Below are 24,983 nucleotides of genomic sequence, written 5' to 3' on the forward strand. Positions count from 1 at the left end.
TCTAGAATTATAACAAAAGTATCACAATGGTAAATAAACCAAATTAATTTGCCAAATTTGTGAAACTATGGGACACAATGCGGTACTTATAATAGAAGATGATATTCATATTGTTGAATTACTAACCATTCACCTTAAGGATTTGGGATGCAGTATAGATGTGGCAACCGAAGGAAAAAAGGGGTTGGACTTAGCTTTTAATGGGCAATACGATTTAATTATTCTAGATTTAATGTTACCCGGCTTAAGCGGTATCGAAATTTGTCGAAGAATAAGGAAAAACAATATTTATACACCGATCTTAATGCTTACTGCGAAATCGGAAGAGATTGATAAGGTGATAGGTCTAGAAACCGGAGCAGATGATTATCTTACCAAGCCCTTTAGCATTCGGGAATTAATAGCGCGGGTTAAAGTTATTTTCCGCCGTAAGGAGAACAATTCGTATTTAAATGATACGTTTTCTGCTTCATCCGTTATCTGTTTCTCAGATTTACAAGTCGATATCGACAAGCGTAAAGTCATGATAGGAGAGTCGAGAATAGAACTGTCTCCCATGGAATTTGATTTGTTGGTGCTGCTCATTTCAAATCCCGGTAAAAGTTTTAGCCGAAAACGCTTGTTGAAATTGGTTTGGGGTTACGATTTTGAAGGTTATGAACATACAGTTAATAGCCATATCAACAGGCTCCGGGGAAAGATTGAAAAAGATGTATCTAACCCTCAATATATTTTAACCACTTGGGGTGTGGGCTATAGGTTTAATGAAGAATTATAAATTATGCAATCATATAAAATAAAAGGTAATTTACTTTTTTGGAAAATTACAGGAGTTTTTACTGTATTACTTATTGTGTTAGGAATTGTCTTCGTGATTATTGCTTCACATTTCTCCAAAACCTATTATACTGATGCTAATCAGAAGTTATATGGTGATATTGCGGGGCATTTGGCAACGGTTACACAGCCGTTTAAAAATGGAAAACCAGATAAGGCTGTTACTCATGATATTATTCATTCGACCATGGTGGCCAACCCCAGTGTCGAGGTGTATTTGTTAAATCCCGAAGGGGTGATTGTAGACTACGTTGTACCGGATACAACGGTTCATATGAATAAAGTAGATATGGATAAGGTTCATGCTTGGTTGAATGGAGAAGGGAAACGCCCTCTGGGAGATAATCCTAAACAGCCCGACGAACTTAGTATATTTTCTGTAGCACCTGTTTATGAAAATGGAACATTAAGTGGTTATGTTTATGCGGTACTTGCGAGTACCAAGCAAAAGGAAATTTTAAAGTCATTAAATGGTCAATTTTATTTAAGATTGGGGAGTTATAGTTTCTTTATGGCTTTAGTAGTGGCATTCATTGTTGGTGTGGCTATATTCTATTTAATGACCAATAGCATAAGTAAAGTTACGGCTACCGTAAAACGATTTAAAGAAGGGGATTACTCGGCTAGAATAGAGGAACATGACAGAGGTGATTTGGGTATGCTTAGTACAACGTTTAACGAAATGGCCGATGTTATTGTTGATAATTTTGATAAGATTACTGCAACCGATAAATACCGACAGGAATTAATTGCTAATATTTCACACGATTTAAGAACACCGCTTTCCATTATTCAAGGTTATATTGAAACTCTAATGATTAAAATGGATAATCTTTCGGAAGCTGACAGGGAGAAGTATTTGGATATTATGCATGATAAGACAAAGAAACTCTCAGTTTTAGTCGATCAATTATTCCAATACGCTAAATTGGAGGCGAATCTAGTAAAACCGGAGAAAGAACCTTTTCTGTTGAACGAGTTAGTGTCTGATATATTGATGGCATACAAATTTAAGGCAGAGGAAAAGTCTATTACATTACAACTTGAAGCACCTCAAAAATTACCAACCGTTTTTGCGGATATAGCGCTAACAGAACGTGTATTTCAAAATTTATTAGATAATGCTATGAAGTTTACGCCTGAAGGAGGAAGTATTGTCATTAAGCTCAAAGAATCTAAATCTCATGTAAAAGTTGAAATTGTAGATACCGGTATAGGCATAGCGGCAGAAGAGATAACACATATTTTTGAACGCCATAAACAATTGGGTAAAGACAGAATCGCTAAGAAGGGTATGGGAATAGGTTTGGCTATTGTGAAGAAGATTTTAGAATTGCATCAAACCAATATAGATGTGTCGAGCAAGGTTGGTGAGGGTTCTGTATTTTGGTTTGATTTGCCAATTGGGCAAATGGTTGAAGCTTAAAAAGAAAAAACGCTTCAGTATACAATTGAAGCGTTCTTTCATGATTTTATTATTTTCGTGCCGAGGTTTCCCGACTACATCATGCCTGGCATACCGCCACCCATACCTCCTGGCATCGCTGGAGCATCTTCTTTAATATCAATTAAAGCGCATTCGGTAGTTAAAATCATTCCAGCAACCGATGCCGCATTTTCTAAGGCAATACGTGTTACTTTTTTAGGATCGATAATACCTGCTTTTAGCATATCTACATAAGTTTCGGACTTTGCATCGTAACCAAAAGACCCTTTACCTTCCATAACTTTAGAAACTACGACACTACCTTCGCCACCTGCATTTTCAACAATGGTACGTAAAGGTGCTTCAATGGCACGCGCTACAATTTGGATACCTGTTGTTTCGTCAAGGTTTTCGGTTGTGATTTTTTCTAAAACAGATTTTGCTCTTACTAAAGCAACACCACCACCAGCAACAATACCTTCTTCAACAGCAGCTCTTGTAGCATGTAATGCATCATCAACACGGTCTTTTTTCTCTTTCATTTCTACTTCAGAAGCAGCACCAACATAAAGTACGGCAACACCGCCAGCCAATTTAGCTAAACGCTCTTGTAGTTTTTCTTTGTCGTAATCGCTTGTAGTCGTTTCAATTTGTGCTTTAATTTGGTTTACACGTCCTTTAATAGCATCGGTATCACCAGAACCGTTTACAATAGTAGTATTGTCTTTATCAACAGTAACAGTCTCGGCAGTACCTAGCATGCTTAAATCGGCATTTTCTAAAGTGAAACCGCGTTCTTCAGAAATAACAGTACCACCTGTTAAGATAGCGATGTCTTCTAACATGGCTTTACGTCTGTCTCCAAATCCTGGTGCTTTTACTGCTGCAATTTTTAATCCGCCACGTAATTTGTTAACTACTAATGTAGCCAATGCTTGACCATCAACATCTTCGGCAATAATTAATAACGGACGGCCAGATTGTGCCACGGGTTCTAGTATGGGAAGGATTTCCTGTAAGTTAGAAATCTTTTTGTCGAATAGTAAGATATAAGGATTGTCTAAATCTACAATCATTTTGTCGGTATCTGTTACAAAGTAAGGCGATAGATATCCTCTGTCAAACTGCATACCTTCAACAACGTCAACATACGTTTCCATTCCTTTAGCTTCTTCAACAGTAATAACACCTTCTTTGCCAACTTTATCAAATGCTTTAGCGATTAAATCGCCAATAGTATCGTCATTATTAGCTGAAATAGAAGCAACTTGCTTAATCATTTCAGAAGAGTTACCCACTTTCTTTGATTGTTTTTCTAAATCTTTAACAATAGCTTCAACAGCTTTATCTATCCCACGTTTTAAATCCATTGGGTTAGCACCTGCAGCCACATTTTTTAAGCCTTCTTTTACGATAGCTTGTGCTAAAACGGTCGCAGTCGTAGTACCATCACCGGCTAAATCGTTGGTTTTAGAAGCGACTTCTTTTACCATTTGTGCGCCCATGTTTTCAAGAGCGTCTTTTAATTCAATTTCTTTAGCTACAGTCACACCATCTTTAGTTACTTGAGGTGCTCCGAATGATTTACTAATAATAACGTTACGACCTTTAGGGCCTAAAGTTACTTTTACTGCATTTGCTAATGCATCAACACCACGTTTTAAACCGTCGCGTGCTTCAATATCAAATTTTATATCTTTTGCCATAATTTAAAAATTTTAATCTTTCAATATTTTAAAAACCAAATTCCAAAGTTGGAACCGGTATCTATTTTTGAAAGCTATTGGAATTTGTTTTTTTTGTTTTTTGGAATTTGCAATTAAATAATTGCAAGAATATCGCTTTCACGCATTATTAAATAATCTTTACCTTCTAATTTTAGTTCGGTACCAGCATATTTACCATATAAAACAGTATCGCCAATTTTAACGGTAATAGGCTCATCTTTGGTGCCTTTTCCAGCAGCAATAACGGTTCCTTTTTGTGGTTTTTCTTTAGCGTTATCAGGAATAATGATTCCCGATGCTGTTTTAGTTTCAGCGGGTGCAGGTTCAATAAGAACGCGGTCTGCTAATGGTTTAATGTTTAATGCCATCTGTGATATATTTTTAAGTTTAAAAATTAATGTTAACGGGTATGTACTATTCTAAAAGTGTGCCAATGGCTGCGAACTGACAAACTTACAGCAACAAAAAATGCCAACTTGTTTAAAGTTGGCATTTTTTGTTTTATAGTAGTGCAAATTATTCTGCCGGAGCAGTGTTGTTTGCAGGTTTTGCTGGTGTTGGTAAAGGTTGTGATGTTGTAGCGTCAGGATCCAAAGCTTTGGAATCTGCGTTTTCACCACCTTTGTTAATAGCAACGTTAGATAATAAAATTAATATCAATAATAAAGTTGCTAATGTCCATGTACTTTTATCTAAAAAGTCGGTTGTCTTTTTCACACCACCTAATTGTTGTGTTCCACCACCTCCAAAAGATGATGATAACCCGCCGCCTTTAGGGTTTTGAACCATGATTACTACGATTAGTAAAAATGCTACCACAACTATTAATGCTAAAAATATTGTAAACGTACTCATTATTTCTTATTGTTTTGTTCTTGTAATTGTTCTACTGCCTTAATTTGGTTTGCAAAGAAACTACTTTTTTCTGGATATTTCAAACTTAAAATTTTATAAGATTGAATTGCCTTTTGATAGTTTTTTTGTTCAACATAAATTCGAGCCAAAGTCTCGGTCATTAAGGCTTCGGGTTGTATCATTTGTGCTTCGGCAAGATTTACTTTTGAAGGAGAAAAAGTGGTATGGTTTATTTTTGGGTTTTTGCTGATAAACTCTTCAATGAGCTTAAACTTTTTAAGTTTATCTATCTTAGAAGGGGTTTCAGGTTCTTTCGGTTCTTCTTTAATAACATCTTCATGTCTTTCGATAGGTTTCAGGCGTGTTAAATTCAACCATTCATTAAAAGAATGTGTTTCTCTTTTATCAAATTCAAGAGGTTTGCCTAGTTTTAATATATTACTGGCAGCGGTTTCAGGAGTTACTATTTCTTTGGTAGTAGTTTCAATATTTTCAGATTCATCTAAGGTAAAAGCAGTTGATTTTTGCGTTTGTTCCTTTTTTGCTTTAAACAGGGTAGGGTCTAAAACACCAATGGTTGCCGTTATTTGTTGCTTTAAGGCATCGTCAATTTTTACACTTTTATTTACTGAAATGTCTTCAATATCAATGTCAATATCTTTTAAATGTGCCGTATTTTGTTGGATGAATTCTGAAATTTCATTTTGGACGAATACATCTGAAGTTATAAAATCGAATAAAATACTGCGATCTGCCGTATAAGCAGCCGTGGTTTTAAGTTCTTGATTGTATTTAAAACTGCTTTCGTTTTTTAAACCTTTAAGGTATAAGGCACGTGCCGATTGAAAATAAGGAAATTCATTAATGATGGATTTTACAGCTTCGGTTTGTTGATGCGAGATGCTTTGCGGATGCTGAAGTATGTATGTAAAATCGGTGTTGTTCATTTTTTTTTTAAAGAAAGTTACAAAGCTACAAAGTTTCAGAGATTCAAAGCTTATAGTTTCAAAGCTAGCTCAAAATTTTTAATTTTCACAACACCCAACACCCAACACCCAATACCTATCTACCATTTAGCTAATGTAGCATTAAAAATATCTTGAGTAAGGCGTTCAAAAATTTCTTCGTGTGCTGTTGCTTTTGTGGGTCCTGTCAGTTGGGATCTTCCGTCATAATCGTAAAAAAATGAAAAGGTTTGTTCTAAATCGTCATCTTCCTTTTTTTTGTTAAAAAATCTTACTTTAACGCTTATTGTTAATCTGTTTTGAGCCGCTGTATTTTGTGATGTTGCTGTGGTTGGAGAAATGCGGTAATCGGTTATTTCACCTTCATAAACCAAATCACCATTAGATTGTACAAGATTTAAATTGGTTTGGTTTTGAATTAAATCTTCAAGGGCTAACTTAAAATCGCGTTCTAAACCCGGTTCTACTAAAAGCGCATTGTTTTCAAAACGATTTACTTGATAGGTTTTTACATTTGCAGGAACCGATGCGCCTGTGAATGAATAAAAACCACAGCCAAAAAGTGACAGGCTAAAAGTTGTAATTAAGAAGTAAAAAAAATAGTTTTTCATAAATATATAAAAACACCTTGACTGCGCTCAGTGTGACACATTTAGTTAATAATTGTATAACGATTTATAGTTAGCATTGTTGCATTTTTAATTGTTTACTGGAACTGAATACTACTAATTATTTACAAGTCGTATTGTTTAATTTTCCTGTACAAAGTACGCTCGCTAATGCCTAATTCGGCTGCTGCTAATTTACGCTTTCCGCTATGACGTTCAAGCGATTTTTTAATTAATTCCAATTCTTTATCTTGTAATGATAAGGTTTCTTCTTCTTCAATTTCTTCAGCAAAATGGTATTTGTCTAAAGTTTCAGGCGATGTAGGGTTTGCACTGTGTTCTGGTATTGAAAGCACTTTGCTGTCATCTACGGGGTCTTCTTCATATTCGGCATCATCTTCATCGTCACCATAAATTTTTTGAATTAAGCTTTCGTTATTTTTTTCAACATCTTTAGTGTTGCCGTGTTTCATGAGTTCTAAAGTAAGCTTCTTTAAATCGTTTAAGTCACTTTTCATATCGAACAACACTTTGTATAGAATTTCGCGTTCGCTACTAAAATCGCTTTCGGCTTTGGATGTTTTTATTACGGCAGGTAAATTGCTACCCGCTGTTGGTAAATAACTTTTTAGGATTTCGGCAGAAATGGTTCTATTTTGCTCTAAAACAGATAGTTGCTCCGCAATATTTCGTAACTGACGAATATTACCTGCCCAACGGTGTTTTAAAAGGGTTTGTATGGCAGCATCGGTTAATTTGATGGTTGGCATTTTATATTTTATTGCAAAATCGCTGGCGAACTTTCTAAACAACAAATGAATGTCTTCTTGCCTGTCTCGTAACGGAGGTAAATGTATGTCTACCGTGCTTAAACGATAATATAAATCTTCGCGAAACTTTTCTTTTTCAATGGCTTCAAACATGTTTACGTTTGTCGCCGCTACAATACGTACATTGGTTTTTTGTACTTTACTGGAGCCTACTTTTAAAAATTCACCATTTTCTAAAACTCGCAATAAACGTACTTGAGTGGTTAATGGTAGTTCGCCTACTTCGTCTAAAAAAATAGTGCCACCATCGGCGACTTCAAAATAACCTTCACGAGTTTGGGAAGCACCTGTAAACGAGCCTTTTTCATGTCCAAAAAGTTCACTGTCAATAGTTCCTTCGGGTATGGCACCACAATTTACGGCAATGTATTTGTTATGTTTTCTATGTGATAATTGATGTATTATTTTTGGAATACTTTCTTTACCTACACCACTTTCGCCAGTAACCAACACCGAAATATCGGTTGGAGCTACTTGAATTGCTTTTTCTATGGCACGATTTAGTGCAGGCGAATTGCCAATAATACCAAAACGTTGTTTTATAGCTTGAATTGATTCCATTCGTTAAGTTAAAAGTTGAAAAGTAAAAGGTTGAAAGTATTACTCATACTATTTTTAATTATTCATTGCTTATTACTCATTATTAATTGAATACCCAATAGCTTCCCCAATTAAGGTAGCACTGGTACAATCGTTGACTTTTACGTTTACAAAATCACCAATTTTATAGTCGCCTTTAGGGAAAACAGTAACCAAACTTTGTGGAGTTCTACCAGACCAATGGGCGTCCGATTTTTTAGATTCTTTTTCAATAAGAACTTCAACAACCGTATTTAAATTTTGCCTGGTTCTATAACCACTGTGCTCTTGCTGGAGTTCAACCATTTCTGCAAGTCTTCGTTTTTTTGTTTCTTCAGGAACGTCGTCTTCCATTTTACGTTCAGCTAAAGTTCCTGGACGCTCTGAATAAGTGAACATATAACCAAAATCATACTTCACATAGTTCATTAACGATATGGTATCTTGAAAATCGGCTTCGGTTTCGGTTGGGAAACCAACAATCATATCTTGACTGATGGCACAATCTGGAATGACACGTTTAATATTATCTATTAATTCCATATATTCTTCACGGGTATGCAAACGATTCATTTCTTTTAAAATGCGGTTGCTGCCACTTTGCACTGGTAAATGGATATGATTACAAATATTGCGGTGTTTCGCCATGGTTTCAACCACGTCCATAGTTAAATCTTGTGGGTTGGAAGTCGAAAAACGAATCCGCATTTTAGGTTGCGCATTGGCACATAATTCTAATAAATTCGAAAAATTAACCGCAGTAGCTCTTTGTAAATCGGAAGCTTTATCAAAATCTTTTTTCAGGCCGCCACCATACCAAAGGTAACTATCTACATTCTGACCTAAAAGAGTTATTTCTTTAAAGCCTTTGCTCGATAAATCGTTAATTTCTTCAATAATACTTTGTGGATCTCTACTACGCTCGCGCCCACGTGTAAAAGGCACCACGCAAAAGGTACACATGTTGTCGCAACCACGTGTAATAGATACAAAAGCGGTAACCCCATTGCTGTTTAATCGCACAGGTGAAATATCGCCATAAGTTTCTTCTTTTGAAAGAATAACGTTAATGGCATCGTGACCTTCGTCAACTTCAGCTAATAGGTTTGGTAAATCTTTGTAAGCATCAGGGCCAACTACTAAATCAACAATTTTTTCTTCTTCAAGAAATTTAGTTTTTAGGCGTTCGGCCATACAGCCTAAAACACCCACTTTCATTTTTGGATTGTGCGAACGTTTTACCGCGTTGTATTTTTCTAAGCGCTTACGTACGGTTTGTTCAGCCTTATCACGTATGGAACAGGTATTTACCAGAACCAAATCAGCATCTTCTAAATTTTGGGTGGTATTAAATCCTTGATTGGCTAAAATTGAAGCTACAATTTCGCTGTCGCTAAAATTCATGGCACATCCGTAACTTTCAATAAAAAGTTTACGTTTGTTGCCTTCCTTTTGTTCAAGAACTAAAGATTCCCCCTGTTTTTTTTCGTCTATTGTCTTTTCCATAGGTTGTTGAAACACGTATTTTCAATAAGCATGCAAAGATACAATTTATTTATGTTTTGTGACAAAGTGTCAGATTTAAAAATTTATTAAATTTTGAAAATATGCAGGAAAGTGTTTACTTTGGTCAAAACTAACCAATATTTGATACACATGAATACAATTAATAGTTTATTAGATAAAATTGAGAAAGCAAAGGCTTTGGATTTTGGAACCATTTTTAACCAATCCATCGAATTGTTTAAAAAAGTGTGGGTGCAAGGTCTGGTTATGCTCCTGTTAACCATGCTTTTAATGGTGCCTTTTTACTTAATTATGTATTTGCCAATGCTTGGAATGGGTTTAATTGACCCTGAATCATTTCAAAACATGGAAAACATGGGAGATTTTAGACCTTTACTTATGATTCCGTTTTTCATATTTGCCCTTGTGTTTTCGTTTTTTGCCATGGTAATTGGTTTTGGTATGAAAGCATCTTTCTTCAGAATCTGTAAGCTCAAAGATTTAGAAGAAATGGGTGCAGACGATTATTTTTTCTATTTAAAGAAACCGTATTTGGGAAAAGTTATAAAATTATCTTTGGCTACTTTTGGAATTTCGTTGGCAGCAACTTTGTTATGTGTACTTCCTGTAATATATGTCATGATTCCTGTTACTTTGATGAATGTTATTTTTGCTTTTAATCCAGAATTGTCCACGTCAGAAATTGTTAAAGCAGGATTTAAATTGGGTAATAAAAAATGGCTGCTAACTTTTGGTTTGATATTCATATCTAGCTTATTAGCAGGCATTGTAGGTATGTTAATGTGTTGTATAGGTATTTATGTTACCGCATCTTTTTCATATTTACCAGTTTACTTTATCTATAAAGAATCTGTAGGTTTTGATAAAAAAGAAGACAACCAAAGCTATGGAATGTCTTATGAATAAATAATTAAGTTTCTTTAAAAAGCCTGTTTTTTGACTGCGAAAAACAGGTTTTTTTATTTAAACAGAAAACAGATAATCCCTAAAATTAGGCAGATAAACTTTTTTTCATATACATTTGTAGCTACAAAAAAATCAAGTATGGCGAAGAATTTAGTAATTGTGGAGTCACCTGCAAAGGCAAAAACTATCGAAAAATTTTTAGGAAAAGATTTTAAGGTGGAGTCTAGCTTTGGGCATATAGCTGATTTGCCTTCCAAAGAGTTGGGGGTAGATGTTGAAGGTGATTTCAAACCAAAGTATGAAGTTTCAAAAGATAAAAAGGCGATTGTAAAAAAACTGAAAGATCTAGCTAAAAATGCCGATATGGTTTGGTTAGCAAGTGATGAGGATCGTGAAGGAGAGGCTATTGCATGGCATTTGGCAGAAACTTTAAAGTTGGATAAAAGTAAAACAAAACGTATTGTTTTTCATGAAATTACTAAATCAGCGATACAAAAGGCCATTGAAAATCCAAGAGGGATAGATTACGATTTGGTGGATGCACAACAAGCACGTCGTGTATTGGATAGAATTGTAGGGTATGAGTTGTCTCCCGTTCTTTGGCGTAAAGTTAAGGGTGGTTTATCGGCAGGTCGTGTGCAATCTGTTTCTGTGCGATTGATTGTAGAGCGTGAACGCGATATTCAAAACTTTACTGCGGAAGCATCCTATAGGATTGATGCCGAATTTTCTAATGAAGAAGGACAAACATTTAAAGCGAAATTGCCTAAAACCTTTTCTACTAAAGAAGAGGCACAGAAATTTTTAGAAAAAAATGCCACGGCTACATTTAAAGTTTCAGATTTAGAGAAAAAGCCCGCTAAAAAATCGCCAGCAGCACCGTTTACTACATCAACTTTACAACAAGAAGCCTCTCGTAAACTTTATTTTTCGGTAAGCAAAACCATGACAATGGCACAACGCCTATACGAAGCGGGTTTAATTACTTATATGAGAACGGATAGTGTGAATCTATCTGATGAAGCACGTAATGGTGCAAAAGCAGAAATAGAAAGTGCCTTCGGTTCAAAATACAGTAAATCAAGAAATTATACAGGAAAATCCAAAGGTGCCCAAGAAGCGCATGAGGCGATACGTCCTACCGATTTTGCAATTCATTCGGTTGATATTGATAGAGACCAAGCACGTTTGTACGATTTAATTTGGAAACGTGCCATCGCATCACAAATGAGTGAAGCAGAATTGGAGCGTACTAATGTTAAAATTGCAGCATCCACGCATAGCGAACATTTTACTGCAAATGGAGAGGTTATTACTTTTGACGGTTTCTTAAAAGTTTATTTGGAAAGTACCGATGATGAAGATGTTGAACAAGAAGGTATGCTCCCTGCAATGAAAGTCAATGAAACTTTACTTAATAATTATATTACAGCAACCGAGCGTTATACGCGCCCACCATATAGATATACCGAGGCATCTTTGGTTAAACAATTAGAAGAACTGGGTATCGGTCGTCCATCTACCTATGCGCCAACAATTTCTACCATTCAAAATAGAAATTATGTTGAAAAAGGTACGGTTGAAGGTGTAGAACGTAGTTATACCCAACTCACATTAAAAAAAGGTACAGTAAAAGATAAAATATTAACTGAAAAAGTAGGTTCTGATAAAGGGAAATTGGTTCCAACAGATATTGGAATGATTGTAACCGACTTTTTAGTAAATCATTTTGAACATATTTTAGATTACAATTTTACGGCAAAAGTTGAAGAGGATTTTGATAACATTGCCGAAGGAAAAGAAAATTGGACTAAAATGATGAAAACGTTTTATCAAGACTTTCATCCACAAGTAGAGAATGTTCAGGAAAATGCCGACAGGGAATCTGGTGAACGTGTTTTAGGAACCGACCCAAAAACAGGCAAACAAGTAAGTGTGCGTTTAGGTAAATTTGGACCAATGGTGCAAATAGGAACTCCCGATGATGAGGAAAAACCACAATTCGCAAGTCTAAGTCCAGACCAGCAATTAAACACTATTACCTACGAAGAGGCGATGAACTTGTTTCAGTTGCCTAAAAATCTTGGTACATATAAAGGAGAAGAAGTTGAGGTGAATAATGGGCGTTTCGGACCTTATGTTAAGTTTGGAGATGCTTTTGTTTCTTTGCCTAAAGGCGTTGATGCTTTAAGTGTTGAATTAGAAGATGCCATTGTTTTAATTAAAGAAAAGCAAGCAGCAGATGCACCTATTTATATGTATAAAAAGTTGCCTGTACAAAAAGGGAAAGGACGTTTTGGTCCCTTTATTAAATGGAACAATATGTTCATTAACGTGAGTAGCAAGTACGATTGGGACAATTTATCAGACAATGATATTGTTGAGCTTATTGAAACTAAAATTCAAAAAGACATAGATAAAGTTATCCATAATTGGGAAGATGAAGGCATTCGCGTTGAAAAAGCCCGTTGGGGAAGGCACAATGTGCTAAAAGGAAAAATAAAAGTAGAGTTAGATAAATCTGTTGATGTATCAAAAATGACTTTAGAAGAAGCCAAAGCTTTAATAGAAGCCAAAGCTCCTAAGAAAAAAGCTGTTAAGAAAAAAACTACTGCAAAGAAAAAGTAATTTAGCAATAGCTTTGAACAATAGAACTCATCTTGACTTTTTGTATTTAACCGAAAATGAGATAAAATTTGTACAGATGAGGCACTTTTTGATAGGCATAGCAGGGCTAAGCATAAAAAAAGAAACGAAGTATGGACGGATTTTAGCCATTTTTTAGGAAATAGAAAAAGTCAAGATGAGTTCATAAATAGAGAACAGTGTATGGAATTATTATATTTTAGTTTTTAGTAGATTATTTTTATGCTAACCACATACAATAAGTCACTATTTCTTATCATATTTGTAATCATGCTAAGAATTCATCTTGGTTTTAACCAAAAAAAACAAAATGAATTCTAAATAAAACAGTCAACTTTATATACAAAATAGTACATTTTAAATGAATTTTAATTTTCTTTCACCTGTTTCAGATGTGGTTTTGGCTCATAACGAGTTACTTTCTTTACAAGCATTAGGTAGAAAAATTAGAATTCATTCCGTACAAAAAGGAATTCCAGATTTAGAAGGTGTCAATATTGCCATTTTAGGAGTTCTTGAAAATAGAAATGATATTAATTATATAGGAGAAGCATTTCAGTTAAATGAAATTAGAAAAACTTTTTATGGGCTCTTCCCTGGTAGTTGGCATACCACAATAGCCGATTTAGGAGACATAAATAAGGGAGAAAGTGTAGAAGATACTTATTTTGCTCTAAAAACTACCATTGCTATTTTAATCAAAAAGAACATCATACCTATTATTATAGGAGGCACCCAAGACCTTACGTATCCAAATTACAGAGCTTATGATACCATAATGCCTATGGTAAATATTGTGAATGTAGATAGTAAGTTCGATTTGGGCGACTCTGCCAAGCCTATTAAAAATGACAGTTTTGTAGGTAAAATAATTTTAGATCAGCCATATAATCTTTTTAACTATGCTACTATTGGCTATCAAACGTATTTTAATTCGCAAGAAGAAAAAGATTTAATGGATAGTCTTTATTTTGAATCTTACAGATTGGGTTCGGTTTCAAAAGATATTACCCTTGTAGAGCCTGTAATGCGTGATGCTAATATTGTGAGTATCGATTTAAATGCTGTTAAAGGTTCAGAGGTAAGTTTAAATCAAAAGTTTTCGCCAAATGGGTTAGATGGTAAAGAAATTTGCGCTATAGCAAGGTATGCTGGTATTAGCAATAAAGTAAGCTCTTTTGGTATTTACGAGTATAAACCATCAAAAGATGATGATATTACTTGTATGCTTATTTCCCAAATACTGTGGTATTTTATTGAAGGCGTTAATTTCAGAGTGAAAGATGATGATTTTTTAGGGGATAGCAGCTATCAAAAATTCATCACTTTGGTAGAAGACCAGGAATTAGTGTTTTATAAAAGTAATAAAACAGGCAGATGGTGGATTGAAATTCCTTTTTTAACAGAAATTAATAATAAATTAAAGAGACATACGTTATTACCTTGCATGCATCAAGATTATCTAGATGCATGTAACAATAAGGTGCCAGATCGTTGGTATAAAGCGTTTCAAAAGAACTGTATTTAACATTAATAACTGCTAAAGCGTACATTTTATCGGTAAAACGTTATTTTTTCACGATGAAACGTAAATTTTTCTTTAAAAAAGTTGTTTTTTAAAAAATATATAAATATGTTTACGCTCTCAAAATTAAAGCTTAAATAATTAACCTCGAGTTTTCTATGGATATGAAGAAGTTTGTATTATTAACCGCAGTAATGACAATACTTGCTAGTTGTGGCTCTAACGATAAGGGCGAACTAGTGGGTGTTAAAGGAAAAAAATGGCATCCTGAAAAACCTTATGGAATGGAACTTATTCCTGGTGGTGCATTTATAATGGGTAAAGGCGATGACGATTTGGCGGGTGTTCAAGACGCGCCAGCTAAAACCGCAACAGTAAGAGCCTTTTATATGGATGCTACTGAAATAACAAATAGCGAATACCGTGAATTTGTTAATTGGGTAAGAGACTCAATTATTAGAATGAAACTAGCGATTTTAGCAGATGAGGTAGGAAAGGTTCCTGATGATGGTGGTATTGGCGAATTTGCATTTAAAGATGCAGATACCGCAAATATGTCGGTTTACGAGAAATATATGTTCGAAAACTACACAGGATTAGGCCCTACAGGATATGAAGGCAGAAAAATTAATCGTGACGTCGATTTGATTTTCGATACCTCAGAATATCCAGACGAGTATTATGCCGAGGTTATGGATACCATGTATTTGCCTTTAGAAGATTCTTATAATGGGCAACGTACTTGGGATGTTAAAAAGTTTAAGTTCCAGTATAGTTATATGGATATCCAAGAAGCGGCAAGAAACAGAGGTATAAAACGTAGAGATGCTATTGTTAGAGAAGAAATAGAAGTATATCCAGATACAGCTGTTTGGATTAGAGATTTTGCATATTCTTATAACGAACCAATGCATAACGATTATTTTTGGCATGATGCGTACAGCGAATATCCAGTAGTAGGCGTTACTTGGAAACAAGCTAAAGCGTTCTGTGAGTGGAGAACTATCAAGAAAAACTCATACCAAAAATCAAGAAAAGGTGCTGCAATGGTTAATACTTTTAGATTACCGTCTGAAGCAGAGTGGGAGTATGCTGCTCGCGGCGGTCTGCAAGCTGCGACTTATCCATGGGGTGGTCCTTATACAAAAAGTGATAGAGGGTGTTTTATGGCAAACTTTAAACCAGTAAGAGGTGATTATGCAGCAGACCAAGCATTATATACTGTAGAAGCTAAGTCTTACGAACCTAATGATTATAACTTATATAATATGGCAGGTAACGTAGCCGAGTGGGTAAATGCTTCATACGATCCATCTTCTTACGAATTTACGTCAACAATTAATCCAAGTGTTAACAGTAACAATAATCAACGTAAAATTGTTAGAGGTGGTTCTTGGAAAGATGTAGCATACTTTTTACAAGTAAGCTCAAGAGATTACGAATATGCAGATTCTGCAAGAAGTTATATTGGTTTTAGAACAGTTCAAGATTACATGGGGACACAAGTAACCGGGAAGAAATAAAATCAATTAAAATTTAATCAAATCAATAATAAATTTAACCTATTAATTAACCTACTTAAGTATTTACTTAAATTAAAAATCGAGAATTATGGCACAGTCAAAAGCAAGTAAAAAGTTCATGAATATGGCTTACGGATTAGGAGCGGCAATTGTAATTATTGGAGCGCTTTTCAAAATTACTCATATGGAGTTTGGACCCATTACAGGTAACGCTATGTTAACATTAGGTCTTGTTACCGAAGCAGTTATTTTTGCATTATCAGCATTTGAACCAGTAGATAGCGAATTAGATTGGTCTTTAGTGTATCCAGAACTAGCAGGAGGAGAAACAAGCAAAAAAGATAAAAATGAAAGCCCACAAGGGTTATTATCTAAAAAGTTAGATGAATTATTAAAAGACGCTAAAATTGATGGCGAGTTAATGGCAAGTTTAGGGGAAAGTATTAAAAACTTTGAAGGAGCTGCTAAAAATATGTCATCTAGCGCAAATTCTATAGAAGCTTCCAAAAAATATGGTGAAGAATTATCATTGGCAGCAGCTCAAATGGAATCTTTAAACAGTTTGTATAAAGTGCAGTTAGAAAGCATTAGCAGACAGGCAACGATTAATGAGGAGTCTGTTGAAAATGCATCTAAATTAAAAGAGCAAATGCAATCTTTAGCATCTAACTTATCATCATTAAATGGCGTATACGGTGGTATGTTGTCTGCTATGACCAAAAACTAATTAGGGGTTAATCCCAAATTTTAATAATTAACCAAAAACCTAATTAGACAATGGCAGCAGGAAATTTATCACCCAGACAGAAAATGATTAATCTGATGTATTTAATATTTATAGCGATGCTAGCATTAAATATGTCTAAGGAAGTGCTTTCAGCCTTCGGATTAATGAACGAAAAGCTTACCGAGTCTAATCAAGCCACAGGAGAAAGAAATACTGCTTTCATGGCTAGCTTAGATCAAAAAGCTGTTGATCAACCAGAAAAATATGTATCATTAAAATCTAAAGCAGATCAGATAGATGATTTAGCATCAAAATTTAATAAATACCTAGAAGATTTGAAAGGTAACATGGTTGAAGGACTAGATGACCCTACAGATTACGAAATAATGGATAAGGGCGATTACCTTGACGAAAATTTCTTTAAAGGTGCAAAATTAAAGCCAGGAGGGGAAGAGTTTTTAGCTCAAATGGCAGCATATAGAGATGGCGTAGCTAAAATTTTAGCAAACGAAAAAGGGATGGAAAGTGTCGTTAAAGATGTAAAAGAAAAATTTAACACAGACGATGTTACCAACAGAGATGGTATCAAACAAAGTTGGTTAGATTATCATTACAAAGGATTTCCTTTAGTAGCTTCATTAACAAAAATGACACAACTTCAAGCCGATATTAAAACAACGCAGTCTGAGGTGTTATCAACGATGTTACAAGGCACACTTGCTACCGAGGTGTCTATGACAAACTATACAACATTAATGGAAACATCAAAATCAGCTTATTTTAATGGTGAGCAATTTGATGGACAAATTGTGTTAGGTCGTAAAGATGCTACAACTAAACCAAATAGAGTAGAATTAACTTTGGACGGAAGAAAACTTACTGAAAAAGAATATTCTATTGAAGATGGAAAAGTTAAATTGAAAGTTGGAACAGGAAGTCCTGGAGAACATAAAATTGAAGGTAAACTAATCTTTGCACAAGATGGAGAAGATATTGAAGTGCCTGTAAAAACATCATTTGCTACGGTGCCTAAGCCTAATGCAGCAACTATTTCAGCAGATAAAATGAATGTAGTATATCGAGGTGTTAAAAACCCAATGACAATCTCTTTTGCTGGTATTGCCGATAATAATGTAAATGCGTCTGCACAAGGTTTAAGTAGAGTAAGTGGTAGCAAGTATATAATGGATGCTACAAGAATTCAAGGTAGAGAAGTCACAATTAATGTTACTGGTAAAATTGAAGGACAAACCGTTAGTGATAGAGCAACATTCAGAATTAAAGATTTACCAAAACCGACAGGAACTATAAGAGGTGAAGACGGTGCTATAAAAATGCAACGTAACGCTCTTGAAATTTCAACCGTAGGTGCTAAGTTTGATGATTTCGATTTCGAATTGCCATTACATGTTACTGGATTTAAATTTAAAGTACCTGGTCAACCAACCATTGATGTCAATGGAAATAAGCTTGATAGTAGAGCTAAATCAGCATTACTAAAAGCCAAAAGAGGAACAGATGTTCAGATATTTGATATTGAAGCTAAAGCAGGTAGTGTAAGCGTGATACTTAAAAAAGTATCTCCAATCATTATAGAGCTTACAAACTAATATAGGAATAAACATTTTGTTAATTCTCTAGTGATTAAAAAATGTATAATAAGATGAAACATCCTTATTGAAGTAGACTGAAAATTAGTCGTAAAGTCCAATAAGGATGTTGCATGTTACCATTGAAATAACAATAAAGATAAGCACATGAATTTAAAAAGTTTTTTATTAACCGTAACAGCTGTTTTTACAGTGTCAAGCATATTTGCTCAAGCTAATATACTAAACGCTAAAAGCCCTGAAGAAATTGGGGTTAGAACAGATGCTCAAAAAGCCATAGATAATGATAAACCATTAGAATATGGTTATGTGGACGACAGAGATATCCTTTTTTCTAAGATGGTTTGGGAAAAAATTATTTTAGACGAACGTGCTAACTTTCCGTTGTACTATCCAATAGATACTAATAATATTGGTAGCGATAGACGTTGTTTGTATGATGTACTTATGAAGAGCATTAAAAATGGTAGGATTGAAAACATTTATGATGATTCTTATTTTAAAACAAAACGTACTTTAAAAGATATTGAAGCGGCATTAGTAAAGGTTGATACCACCGAATTAGGTATTGAACAACTAAATGCAGGTGAAGAATTGTCGGCAGAATATATAAACAGAAGAGATATTACTGCTGCCGATATTACAGAGTATCATATTAAAGGCCTTTGGTATTTCGATAAGCGTCAGGCTGAAATGAAATACAGATTGTTAGGAATTGCTCCAGTTGCTCCAGACGTTAACTTTATTGATTCTGAAAACCCTGATTTAGTAGAGTTGTTTTGGGTGTTTTTCCCAGATGCTAGAGGGGTGTTGCACGAAGCTAAATCGTTTAATAATAAAAACAGTTCGATGCCATTTTCATTCGATCATATGTTAAATGCAAGACGCTTTCAAGCTTATATTTATAAAGAAGAGAATGTTCAAGGCGATAGAGCAGTTACAGAATATATATCGGACAATGCTTTAATGCAATTATTAGAGTCTGAAAGAATTAAAGAGAAAATTAGAGATTTTGAATTAGATATGTGGACATATTAATTTGAATATCTTATTAAAAAGTATAAAAGCTCACTTTCAAGTGGGCTTTTTTATTTTGAAGAGGTTTAAACTTTTTCTAATTGGCTAAAAAATCGCCCTTTTTTTCTCTATGCGCCTCCCGGCCCATTGGCTACGCCGAATCTTTGATTTCACTAAAACAGTCCACAGGACTGTTTACTCACGACACTTAATTATTTGAAAAATACGTGTTCGTGAACCTTACTGTTTCTTAACGTTCTGTCCTGTCTTTTTTTCTTTCCGTAGCTTTTCCAACGCGGCAAGCTGGCTCCTTCTCTAAAAAGGTTTACTAAACCTTTTCTTTACGCTCGGCCCTAACTCAAAAAAGGCTTCGATTGGATAAAATTGCCATTGCGCTGGCTGGCTCGTTCGCTAAAATAACCCATTGGGCTATTTTTTTACGCTCCGTCCTGCTTCAATCGAAAAAGTTTAAACCACTTCTTTGCAAAAACTAGATCAGATAACATAATCTATTTTATCTTTGCAACATCATGCAAGTAGATTATATAATAGTAGGGATTGGGTTAGCGGGCATTAGCTTTTGCGAGCAATTAAAGGCTCATAACAAAACGTTTGTGGTTTTTGATAATGCGTCGCAACAGTCATCAACAGTTGCAGGAGGTCTATACAACCCTGTAGTTTTAAAACGTTTTACACCTGTTTGGAAATGTAAAGAGCAACTCGATTTAGCATTGCCAATGTATGCGAATCTAGAAGTGGAATTAGGGGTGAAGTTAGATTATAAAATTCCGGTATATCGAAAATTTGCATCGCTAGAAGAACAAAATGATTGGTTTTCAGCTTCCGATAAACCGACACTTTCAGAATATCTTTTACCAAAGATCATTAAAAATGATAATAAGTCTATTGATGCACCTTATGGTTATGGCGAAGTGTTAGAAACCGGACGTATTGATGTAAAAACATTAATAGAAGCTTATAAATCATATCTATTGAGCCATGACTTATTTGTTGAATCTGTTTTTGAATATGATGATTTAAAAATAGAAGCTGATACTATTCAGTACAAAAATACTATAGCAAAGCACGTCGTATTTGCAGAAGGTTTTGGTGTAAAACAAAATCCGTTTTTTAAAGATCTGCCATTAGTACCGGCAAAAGGGGAATTGCTTACTATACATGCGCCCAATTTAAAGATAGACTATGTTTTAAAAGCAAGTGTTTTTTTAATTCCTTTGGGTGACGATTTATATATTGTTGGAGCCACTTACGAATGGAAAGATTTAAGCAGTAAAGTCACAGATTTAGCAAAAGAGGAACTTTTAACCAAGCTTGAAAAACTAATTAATTGTGAATTTGAAGTTGTTAACCAAGTAGCAGGAATACGTCCTACAGTAAAAGATAGACGCCCGTTGGTTGGTCAACATGGAAAATATAAAAATATGTTTGTGCTAAATGGTTTGGGTACACGTGGTGTTATGATCGGTCCTTATGTAGCAGAGCAACTTTATAATTTTATTGAAAAGGGGATGACTCTTGAAAAAGAGATTGATATTAGAAGGTTTGCTTTTTAAATTAAAAACAAGATAATATATGATTTATTTAACCATGATGATTTTTGTAAAAGAAGGAAGAGAGACTGTTTTTTGTCAATTTGAAGATTTGGCAATTCCAATATTGAATGATTATAGGGGAAAATTAATTTATAGAATTAGACCAACTAAAGAAACGTATGTTTCTTTTGAGGAAGAATTGCCATATGAGATTCACTTTATTTCGTTTGAATCTGAAAAAGACTTTATAGATTTCACTAAGGATAACCGAAGAAAAGCTTTTTCGCATCTCAAAGATGATTCTATTAAATATAGTTTTCTTGTTAAAGGAGAACAAGTCTGAAAAAATAAATTACTTCTTTTTAGCCAATGATTTATCGTAATGCATAAAAATATTAATCCAGATATTTCTTGATAGTCTGATGATTACCGGTAAAAAAACAATTAAAGTTACTACGATTGAAGCAAAAACAGTATTGATACTGGCTTTTAAAAACACAAACGAAATTACAAAAGCCGCTACGGCAAATGCAATGCCAACTGCATAACTAACGTACATAGCACCATAGAAAAACGATGGTTCTATTTTGTATTTAGTACCACAATTACTGCAGGTTTCGTGCATGCTTAATGCTTCTGATAAGATGTATGGGTTCTTGTTTTTAAACATAGATTCCTCATGGCATTTAGGGCAAGTTCCCGTTAAAATGCTATATAATTTTGACCCTTTTTTAAACATATAATTTAATGTACTTTTGCATCTGCAATTACAGGACAAAAATACGGTTTTAATAATTTAAATCCTGTAGCAAAAGTTATATTTCTATGATGAACATCCATAATTTATCGATTTCATTTCAAGGTGAATACTTGTTTGAGGATATTACGTTTAAACTGGTTAATGGCGATAGGGTTGGGCTTATTGGTAAAAATGGCGCAGGGAAATCAACCATGCTTAAAATTTTATCGAAAGAAATGGAGCCAGATACGGGACAAATTGCTGCCGATAAAGAACTTAAAATGGGTTTTTTAAAGCAAGATATTGATTTTGTTGTAGGAAGAACAGTGCTTGAAGAAGCTTACGAAGCGTTTACGGAGATAAAACAGTTGGAAGCTAAAATGGATGCCGTTAATACCCAAATGGCAGAACGCACCGATTATGAAAGCGAAGGTTACCATCAATTAATGGTAGATATTAACGAACTTCAACATCAATATGAAATTTTAGGAGGTTATAATTATCAAGGAGATACCGAGAAGATTCTTCAAGGTTTAGGGTTTAAACGTGAGGACTTTAATAAGTTAACCGATACTTTTTCGGGTGGTTGGCGTATGCGTATTGAGCTGGCTAAATTATTGCTTCAAAATAATGATATCTTATTACTGGATGAGCCCACAAACCATTTAGATATTGAATCCATTATTTGGTTAGAAGGTTTTTTGAAGAATTATACGGGAGCGGTGGCCATTGTATCGCACGATAAAATGTTTTTGGATAATGTAACGAACAGAACCATTGAAATTTCGTTAGGAAGGATTTATGATTATCCGAAACCTTATTCAAAATATTTAGTGTTGCGTGAAGAATTGCGAACACAACAATTAGCATCCCAAAAAAATCAACAAAAGCAAATAGAACAAACTGAGAAACTTATCGAGAAGTTCCGTGCAAAAGCATCCAAGGCAACCATGGCACAATCGTTAATTAAAAAACTGGATAAGATTGATAGGATTGAGGTTGATGAAGACGATAACAGCGTAATGACACTTAATTTTCCAGTATCAATCACACCTGGTAAAGTCGTAGTTGAAATGGAGAAAATCTCTAAAAGCTACGGACATAACCAAGTTTTAAAGAACGTTAGTTTATTAATTGAACGCGATAGTAAAACGGCTTTTGTTGGGCAGAACGGACAAGGTAAGTCTACCTTAGCCAAAATTATGGTGGGCGATATAAAATATGATGGTCATTTAAAATTAGGACATAACGTACAAATAGGCTATTTTGCCCAAAATCAAGCAGAATATTTAGATGGCAATAAAACGGTTTTGGATACCATGATTGATGCCGCCAACGAAACCAATAGAAGTAAAGTAAGAGATATTTTAGGGTCGTTTTTATTTAGAGGCGATGAAGCTGAAAAATACGTGCGGGTACTTTCTGGGGGAGAGCGCAATCGTTTGGCGTTGGCTAAATTAATGCTGCAACCATTTAATGTGTTAATTATGGATGAGCCTACAAACCATTTAGATATTAAGTCTAAAAACGTTTTAAAAGAGGCTTTAAAAAAGTTTGGAGGTACACTGGTTTTAGTGTCTCACGACCGTGATTTTCTTCAAGGGTTAACCAATAAAGTTTATGAGTTTAAAGATCATAAGTTGAAAGAATATCTGGGTGATATTGACTATTATTTAGAACAACGTAATGTTGAAAGTTTACGCGATGTAGAGAAGCGAACAGTGGTTAAAGAAACGCCCAAAGAAAAGAAACAACAATCTTACGACGACCAAAAGAAACTTAAGTCTTTAAATAATAGGTTGAGTAATATTGAAGCCGAAATAAATAGATTAGAGCGCGACATAAAAAAGATTGATCTAGAGCTTGAAAGTAATTATGAAGCGGTTACATCTAAGCCTAATTTTTTTGATAAATATCAAAAATTAAAGTCCGATTTACAAGATTACATGGATAAATGGGAAGCTATTCAACTTGATATAGAGCAATTCGTCGATTAGTATTTGTTAAAAAATAATGCATTTCGTCGAATAAAATAGTTTTTCATCTAGTTTTAAGTTATTTTCGTACTAGAATTAATCCCAAATTTATTCAACCATGAAGATTTTAAAACTTATAGTTCTATCATTTTTTATAACGGCATATTCATTTGCCAGTGTTTCTCAAAGTGAAAAAGAGGCTTTAATAGCACTTTATAATGCTACTAGTGGTAGTCAATGGAATTCTACATGGGATATGGATGCGTCTATTAACACTTGGTATGGTGTTAAAGTTGAAAACGATAAAGTAGTAGAAATCAATCTTCAATTTAATAACCTTCAAGGTAATTTGCCTGAAGAAATAGGCAATCTTGTTTATTTAAAGAAGATGAATTTAGGTTTTAATAAATTAGGAGGAACCCTGCCGTCTTCAATAAAAAATTTAAAGGAATTAAGGTCTTTAGAATTATTTATGAATCAATTTGAAGGTAATATTCCTTCAGAGTTAGGTGAATTAACAAAATTAGAGTCCTTAAAATTATACAGTAATAAATTTGAAGGGCATATTCCAGAAGCTTTAATGAGATTAACAAACTTAAGAGAGCTTTTATTAGGAAGTAATTTTTTAACAGGAACCATTCCAACTAATATTTATGCCCTGTCTAAGCTTCAAAAGTTAAGTTTGATGGATAATAAATTAGAAGGAGAAATACCTGTAGAAATAGCACAATTAACCCAATTGGAAGAGTTAATATTATCTACCAATCAACTTACTGGTAATTTACCATTAGAGTTTATGGGCTTAAAGAAATTAAACACTATAATGGTTAGTGATAATAATTTAAATCAGGAATATACAAGCTATTCGGGTAAAAATTTACCAAGCCTTTTACTCATGCAAACGGAAAACGCTACTGCGATATTAGATATTGAAAAAGATTAAATTTATACTTATTAATTAGTTGAAAAACAAAAACAGCCAGCAATTATGTTGGCTGTTTTTGTTTTAACTTTATGGTGTTATGTTAGAGCACTATTTTACCTGTCCGTATTGTTGGGAAACAATCTCTATGCTATTAGATAATTCGGTTTCTAAGCAAGTATATATAGAAGATTGCGAAGTCTGTTGTAATCCAATACAGATTTCGGCGCAGTTTAATAATTCTGAATTAATAGATTTTCAAGCAGATAGCTTGGAGCAATAATTTTTTATGATTTTATACTTGTAGAAAGTAAAAAGGATTGTATATTTGCATTCCGAAACAATTTGGTCGGCATTATGAACCGAAAGTTAAAAGCTAAGTAAATTGTTTTAGGAATTAATATCGCGGGATAGAGCAGTAGGTAGCTCGTCGGGCTCATAACCCGAAGGTCACTGGTTCGAGTCCAGTTCCCGCTACTAGCAAA

General features: G+C 34.3%; 22 protein-coding genes and 1 tRNA gene. 15 read left to right on the forward strand and 8 right to left on the reverse strand.

The window, feature by feature from the left end:
• Positions 1 to 67 precede the first annotated feature (67 nt).
• Together ACGLWY_RS13290 and ACGLWY_RS13295 are read left to right on the forward strand one after the other, a co-directional pair.
• Positions 68 to 778: a response regulator transcription factor gene (locus ACGLWY_RS13290; protein WP_396620151.1), complete on the forward strand. Its 711-nt coding sequence runs from the start codon at positions 68 to 70 to the stop codon at positions 776 to 778.
• A gap of 3 nt (positions 779 to 781) precedes the next feature.
• Positions 782 to 2,263: a sensor histidine kinase gene (locus ACGLWY_RS13295; protein WP_396620152.1), complete on the forward strand. Its 1,482-nt coding sequence runs from the start codon at positions 782 to 784 to the stop codon at positions 2,261 to 2,263.
• Between the two features lie 74 nt (positions 2,264 to 2,337).
• Here ACGLWY_RS13295 and groL read toward each other — a convergent pair whose 3' ends face one another.
• The 7 genes from groL to miaB form a co-directional block, all read right to left on the reverse strand.
• Positions 2,338 to 3,969 carry a chaperonin GroEL gene (gene groL, locus ACGLWY_RS13300; RefSeq protein WP_396620153.1) on the reverse strand — a complete coding sequence of 544 codons (1,632 nt, stop codon included), beginning with the start codon at positions 3,967 to 3,969 and terminating at the stop codon, positions 2,338 to 2,340.
• Between the two features lie 113 nt (positions 3,970 to 4,082).
• Entirely contained in the window at positions 4,083 to 4,358 is a 276-nt protein-coding gene (gene groES / locus ACGLWY_RS13305) for a co-chaperone GroES (protein ID WP_117175179.1), read from the reverse strand.
• 148 nt (positions 4,359 to 4,506) lie between these two features.
• Complete coding sequence (gene secG / locus ACGLWY_RS13310) at positions 4,507 to 4,845, reverse strand: preprotein translocase subunit SecG (RefSeq protein ID WP_396620154.1); 339 nt, start codon at positions 4,843 to 4,845, stop codon at positions 4,507 to 4,509.
• Positions 4,845 to 5,792 carry a hypothetical protein gene (locus ACGLWY_RS13315; protein ID WP_396620155.1) on the reverse strand — a complete coding sequence of 316 codons (948 nt, stop codon included), beginning with the start codon at positions 5,790 to 5,792 and terminating at the stop codon, positions 4,845 to 4,847. The genes secG and ACGLWY_RS13315 overlap by 1 nt, the downstream gene beginning before the upstream one ends.
• Positions 5,793 to 5,911: 119 nt before the next feature.
• Positions 5,912 to 6,421, reverse strand: coding sequence for an LptE family protein (locus tag ACGLWY_RS13320; RefSeq protein ID WP_396620156.1), 510 nt, complete (start codon positions 6,419 to 6,421; stop codon positions 5,912 to 5,914).
• Positions 6,422 to 6,543: 122 nt separating this feature from the next.
• Positions 6,544 to 7,809, reverse strand: a complete 1,266-nt coding sequence (locus ACGLWY_RS13325) for a sigma-54 interaction domain-containing protein (RefSeq protein WP_396620157.1) — start codon at positions 7,807 to 7,809, stop codon at positions 6,544 to 6,546.
• Between the two features lie 72 nt (positions 7,810 to 7,881).
• A complete protein-coding gene (gene miaB, locus ACGLWY_RS13330; protein WP_396620158.1) occupies positions 7,882 to 9,333 on the reverse strand; it encodes a tRNA (N6-isopentenyl adenosine(37)-C2)-methylthiotransferase MiaB in 1,452 nt (483 codons plus the stop codon).
• Between the two features lie 150 nt (positions 9,334 to 9,483).
• On the opposite strand from miaB, the gene ACGLWY_RS13335 reads away from it, so the two are divergent.
• From ACGLWY_RS13335 to ACGLWY_RS13375, 9 genes are all read left to right on the forward strand, one after another.
• Complete coding sequence (locus ACGLWY_RS13335; protein ID WP_396620159.1) at positions 9,484 to 10,260, forward strand: hypothetical protein; 777 nt, start codon at positions 9,484 to 9,486, stop codon at positions 10,258 to 10,260.
• A 138-nt stretch (positions 10,261 to 10,398) separates the two neighbouring features.
• Positions 10,399 to 12,888, forward strand: coding sequence for a type I DNA topoisomerase (gene topA, locus ACGLWY_RS13340; RefSeq protein WP_396620160.1), 2,490 nt, complete (start codon positions 10,399 to 10,401; stop codon positions 12,886 to 12,888).
• Between the two features lie 379 nt (positions 12,889 to 13,267).
• Positions 13,268 to 14,434: a formimidoylglutamase gene (locus ACGLWY_RS13345; protein WP_396620161.1), complete on the forward strand. Its 1,167-nt coding sequence runs from the start codon at positions 13,268 to 13,270 to the stop codon at positions 14,432 to 14,434.
• A 161-nt stretch (positions 14,435 to 14,595) separates the two neighbouring features.
• Positions 14,596 to 15,954 carry a gliding motility lipoprotein GldK gene (gene gldK, locus ACGLWY_RS13350; protein ID WP_396620162.1) on the forward strand — a complete coding sequence of 453 codons (1,359 nt, stop codon included), beginning with the start codon at positions 14,596 to 14,598 and terminating at the stop codon, positions 15,952 to 15,954.
• A gap of 88 nt (positions 15,955 to 16,042) precedes the next feature.
• Positions 16,043 to 16,681: a gliding motility protein GldL gene (gene gldL, locus ACGLWY_RS13355; RefSeq protein WP_396620163.1), complete on the forward strand. Its 639-nt coding sequence runs from the start codon at positions 16,043 to 16,045 to the stop codon at positions 16,679 to 16,681.
• A 50-nt stretch (positions 16,682 to 16,731) separates the two neighbouring features.
• Entirely contained in the window at positions 16,732 to 18,291 is a 1,560-nt protein-coding gene (gldM, locus tag ACGLWY_RS13360) for a gliding motility protein GldM (RefSeq protein ID WP_396620164.1), read from the forward strand.
• 147 nt (positions 18,292 to 18,438) lie between these two features.
• The gene (gene gldN, locus ACGLWY_RS13365) at positions 18,439 to 19,329 is read left to right on the forward strand and encodes a gliding motility protein GldN (RefSeq protein ID WP_396620165.1); all 891 of its coding nucleotides are present in this window, start codon (positions 18,439 to 18,441) and stop codon (positions 19,327 to 19,329) included.
• 509 nt (positions 19,330 to 19,838) lie between these two features.
• Positions 19,839 to 20,882 carry an NAD(P)/FAD-dependent oxidoreductase gene (locus tag ACGLWY_RS13370; protein WP_396620166.1) on the forward strand — a complete coding sequence of 348 codons (1,044 nt, stop codon included), beginning with the start codon at positions 19,839 to 19,841 and terminating at the stop codon, positions 20,880 to 20,882.
• Positions 20,883 to 20,901: 19 nt separating this feature from the next.
• Complete coding sequence (locus ACGLWY_RS13375) at positions 20,902 to 21,204, forward strand: hypothetical protein (protein WP_396620167.1); 303 nt, start codon at positions 20,902 to 20,904, stop codon at positions 21,202 to 21,204.
• A gap of 9 nt (positions 21,205 to 21,213) precedes the next feature.
• Here the strand turns inward: ACGLWY_RS13375 and ACGLWY_RS13380 are convergent, their stop codons facing one another.
• The gene (locus ACGLWY_RS13380; RefSeq protein WP_396620168.1) at positions 21,214 to 21,600 is read right to left on the reverse strand and encodes a DUF983 domain-containing protein; all 387 of its coding nucleotides are present in this window, start codon (positions 21,598 to 21,600) and stop codon (positions 21,214 to 21,216) included.
• Between the two features lie 86 nt (positions 21,601 to 21,686).
• On the opposite strand from ACGLWY_RS13380, the gene ACGLWY_RS13385 reads away from it, so the two are divergent.
• From ACGLWY_RS13385 to ACGLWY_RS13400, 4 genes are all read left to right on the forward strand, one after another.
• Complete coding sequence (locus ACGLWY_RS13385; RefSeq protein ID WP_396620169.1) at positions 21,687 to 23,597, forward strand: ATP-binding cassette domain-containing protein; 1,911 nt, start codon at positions 21,687 to 21,689, stop codon at positions 23,595 to 23,597.
• Positions 23,598 to 23,694: 97 nt separating this feature from the next.
• Complete coding sequence (locus tag ACGLWY_RS13390) at positions 23,695 to 24,519, forward strand: Two component regulator three Y domain protein (RefSeq protein WP_396620170.1); 825 nt, start codon at positions 23,695 to 23,697, stop codon at positions 24,517 to 24,519.
• Between the two features lie 79 nt (positions 24,520 to 24,598).
• Positions 24,599 to 24,781: a CPXCG motif-containing cysteine-rich protein gene (locus tag ACGLWY_RS13395; RefSeq protein WP_396620171.1), complete on the forward strand. Its 183-nt coding sequence runs from the start codon at positions 24,599 to 24,601 to the stop codon at positions 24,779 to 24,781.
• A 121-nt stretch (positions 24,782 to 24,902) separates the two neighbouring features.
• A tRNA-Met gene (locus ACGLWY_RS13400) sits at positions 24,903 to 24,975 on the forward strand.
• The last annotated feature ends 8 nt before the right edge of the window (positions 24,976 to 24,983 follow it).

It is taken from the genome of Mariniflexile sp. HMF6888, assembly GCF_044335535.1.
Taxonomy (GTDB): Bacteria; Bacteroidota; Bacteroidia; order Flavobacteriales; family Flavobacteriaceae; genus Mariniflexile.

Coding starts and splice junctions, on each gene's coding strand:
- ACGLWY_RS13385 (WP_396620169.1), top strand. CDS start 21,687: ATGATGAACATCCATAATTTATCGATTTCATTTCAAGGTGAATACTTG.
- ACGLWY_RS13380 (WP_396620168.1), bottom strand. CDS start 21,600: ATGTTTAAAAAAGGGTCAAAATTATATAGCATTTTAACGGGAACTTGC.
- ACGLWY_RS13325 (WP_396620157.1), bottom strand. CDS start 7,809: ATGGAATCAATTCAAGCTATAAAACAACGTTTTGGTATTATTGGCAAT.
- topA (WP_396620160.1), top strand. CDS start 10,399: ATGGCGAAGAATTTAGTAATTGTGGAGTCACCTGCAAAGGCAAAAACT.
- gldN (WP_396620165.1), top strand. CDS start 18,439: ATGAATTTAAAAAGTTTTTTATTAACCGTAACAGCTGTTTTTACAGTG.
- gldL (WP_396620163.1), top strand. CDS start 16,043: ATGGCACAGTCAAAAGCAAGTAAAAAGTTCATGAATATGGCTTACGGA.
- ACGLWY_RS13390 (WP_396620170.1), top strand. CDS start 23,695: ATGAAGATTTTAAAACTTATAGTTCTATCATTTTTTATAACGGCATAT.
- miaB (WP_396620158.1), bottom strand. CDS start 9,333: ATGGAAAAGACAATAGACGAAAAAAAACAGGGGGAATCTTTAGTTCTT.
- groES (WP_117175179.1), bottom strand. CDS start 4,358: ATGGCATTAAACATTAAACCATTAGCAGACCGCGTTCTTATTGAACCT.
- ACGLWY_RS13395 (WP_396620171.1), top strand. CDS start 24,599: ATGTTAGAGCACTATTTTACCTGTCCGTATTGTTGGGAAACAATCTCT.
- secG (WP_396620154.1), bottom strand. CDS start 4,845: ATGAGTACGTTTACAATATTTTTAGCATTAATAGTTGTGGTAGCATTT.
- ACGLWY_RS13290 (WP_396620151.1), top strand. CDS start 68: ATGGGACACAATGCGGTACTTATAATAGAAGATGATATTCATATTGTT.
- ACGLWY_RS13345 (WP_396620161.1), top strand. CDS start 13,268: ATGAATTTTAATTTTCTTTCACCTGTTTCAGATGTGGTTTTGGCTCAT.
- ACGLWY_RS13315 (WP_396620155.1), bottom strand. CDS start 5,792: ATGAACAACACCGATTTTACATACATACTTCAGCATCCGCAAAGCATC.
- gldM (WP_396620164.1), top strand. CDS start 16,732: ATGGCAGCAGGAAATTTATCACCCAGACAGAAAATGATTAATCTGATG.
- groL (WP_396620153.1), bottom strand. CDS start 3,969: ATGGCAAAAGATATAAAATTTGATATTGAAGCACGCGACGGTTTAAAA.
- ACGLWY_RS13320 (WP_396620156.1), bottom strand. CDS start 6,421: ATGAAAAACTATTTTTTTTACTTCTTAATTACAACTTTTAGCCTGTCA.
- ACGLWY_RS13375 (WP_396620167.1), top strand. CDS start 20,902: ATGATTTATTTAACCATGATGATTTTTGTAAAAGAAGGAAGAGAGACT.
- gldK (WP_396620162.1), top strand. CDS start 14,596: ATGAAGAAGTTTGTATTATTAACCGCAGTAATGACAATACTTGCTAGT.
- ACGLWY_RS13370 (WP_396620166.1), top strand. CDS start 19,839: ATGCAAGTAGATTATATAATAGTAGGGATTGGGTTAGCGGGCATTAGC.
- ACGLWY_RS13335 (WP_396620159.1), top strand. CDS start 9,484: ATGAATACAATTAATAGTTTATTAGATAAAATTGAGAAAGCAAAGGCT.
- ACGLWY_RS13295 (WP_396620152.1), top strand. CDS start 782: ATGCAATCATATAAAATAAAAGGTAATTTACTTTTTTGGAAAATTACA.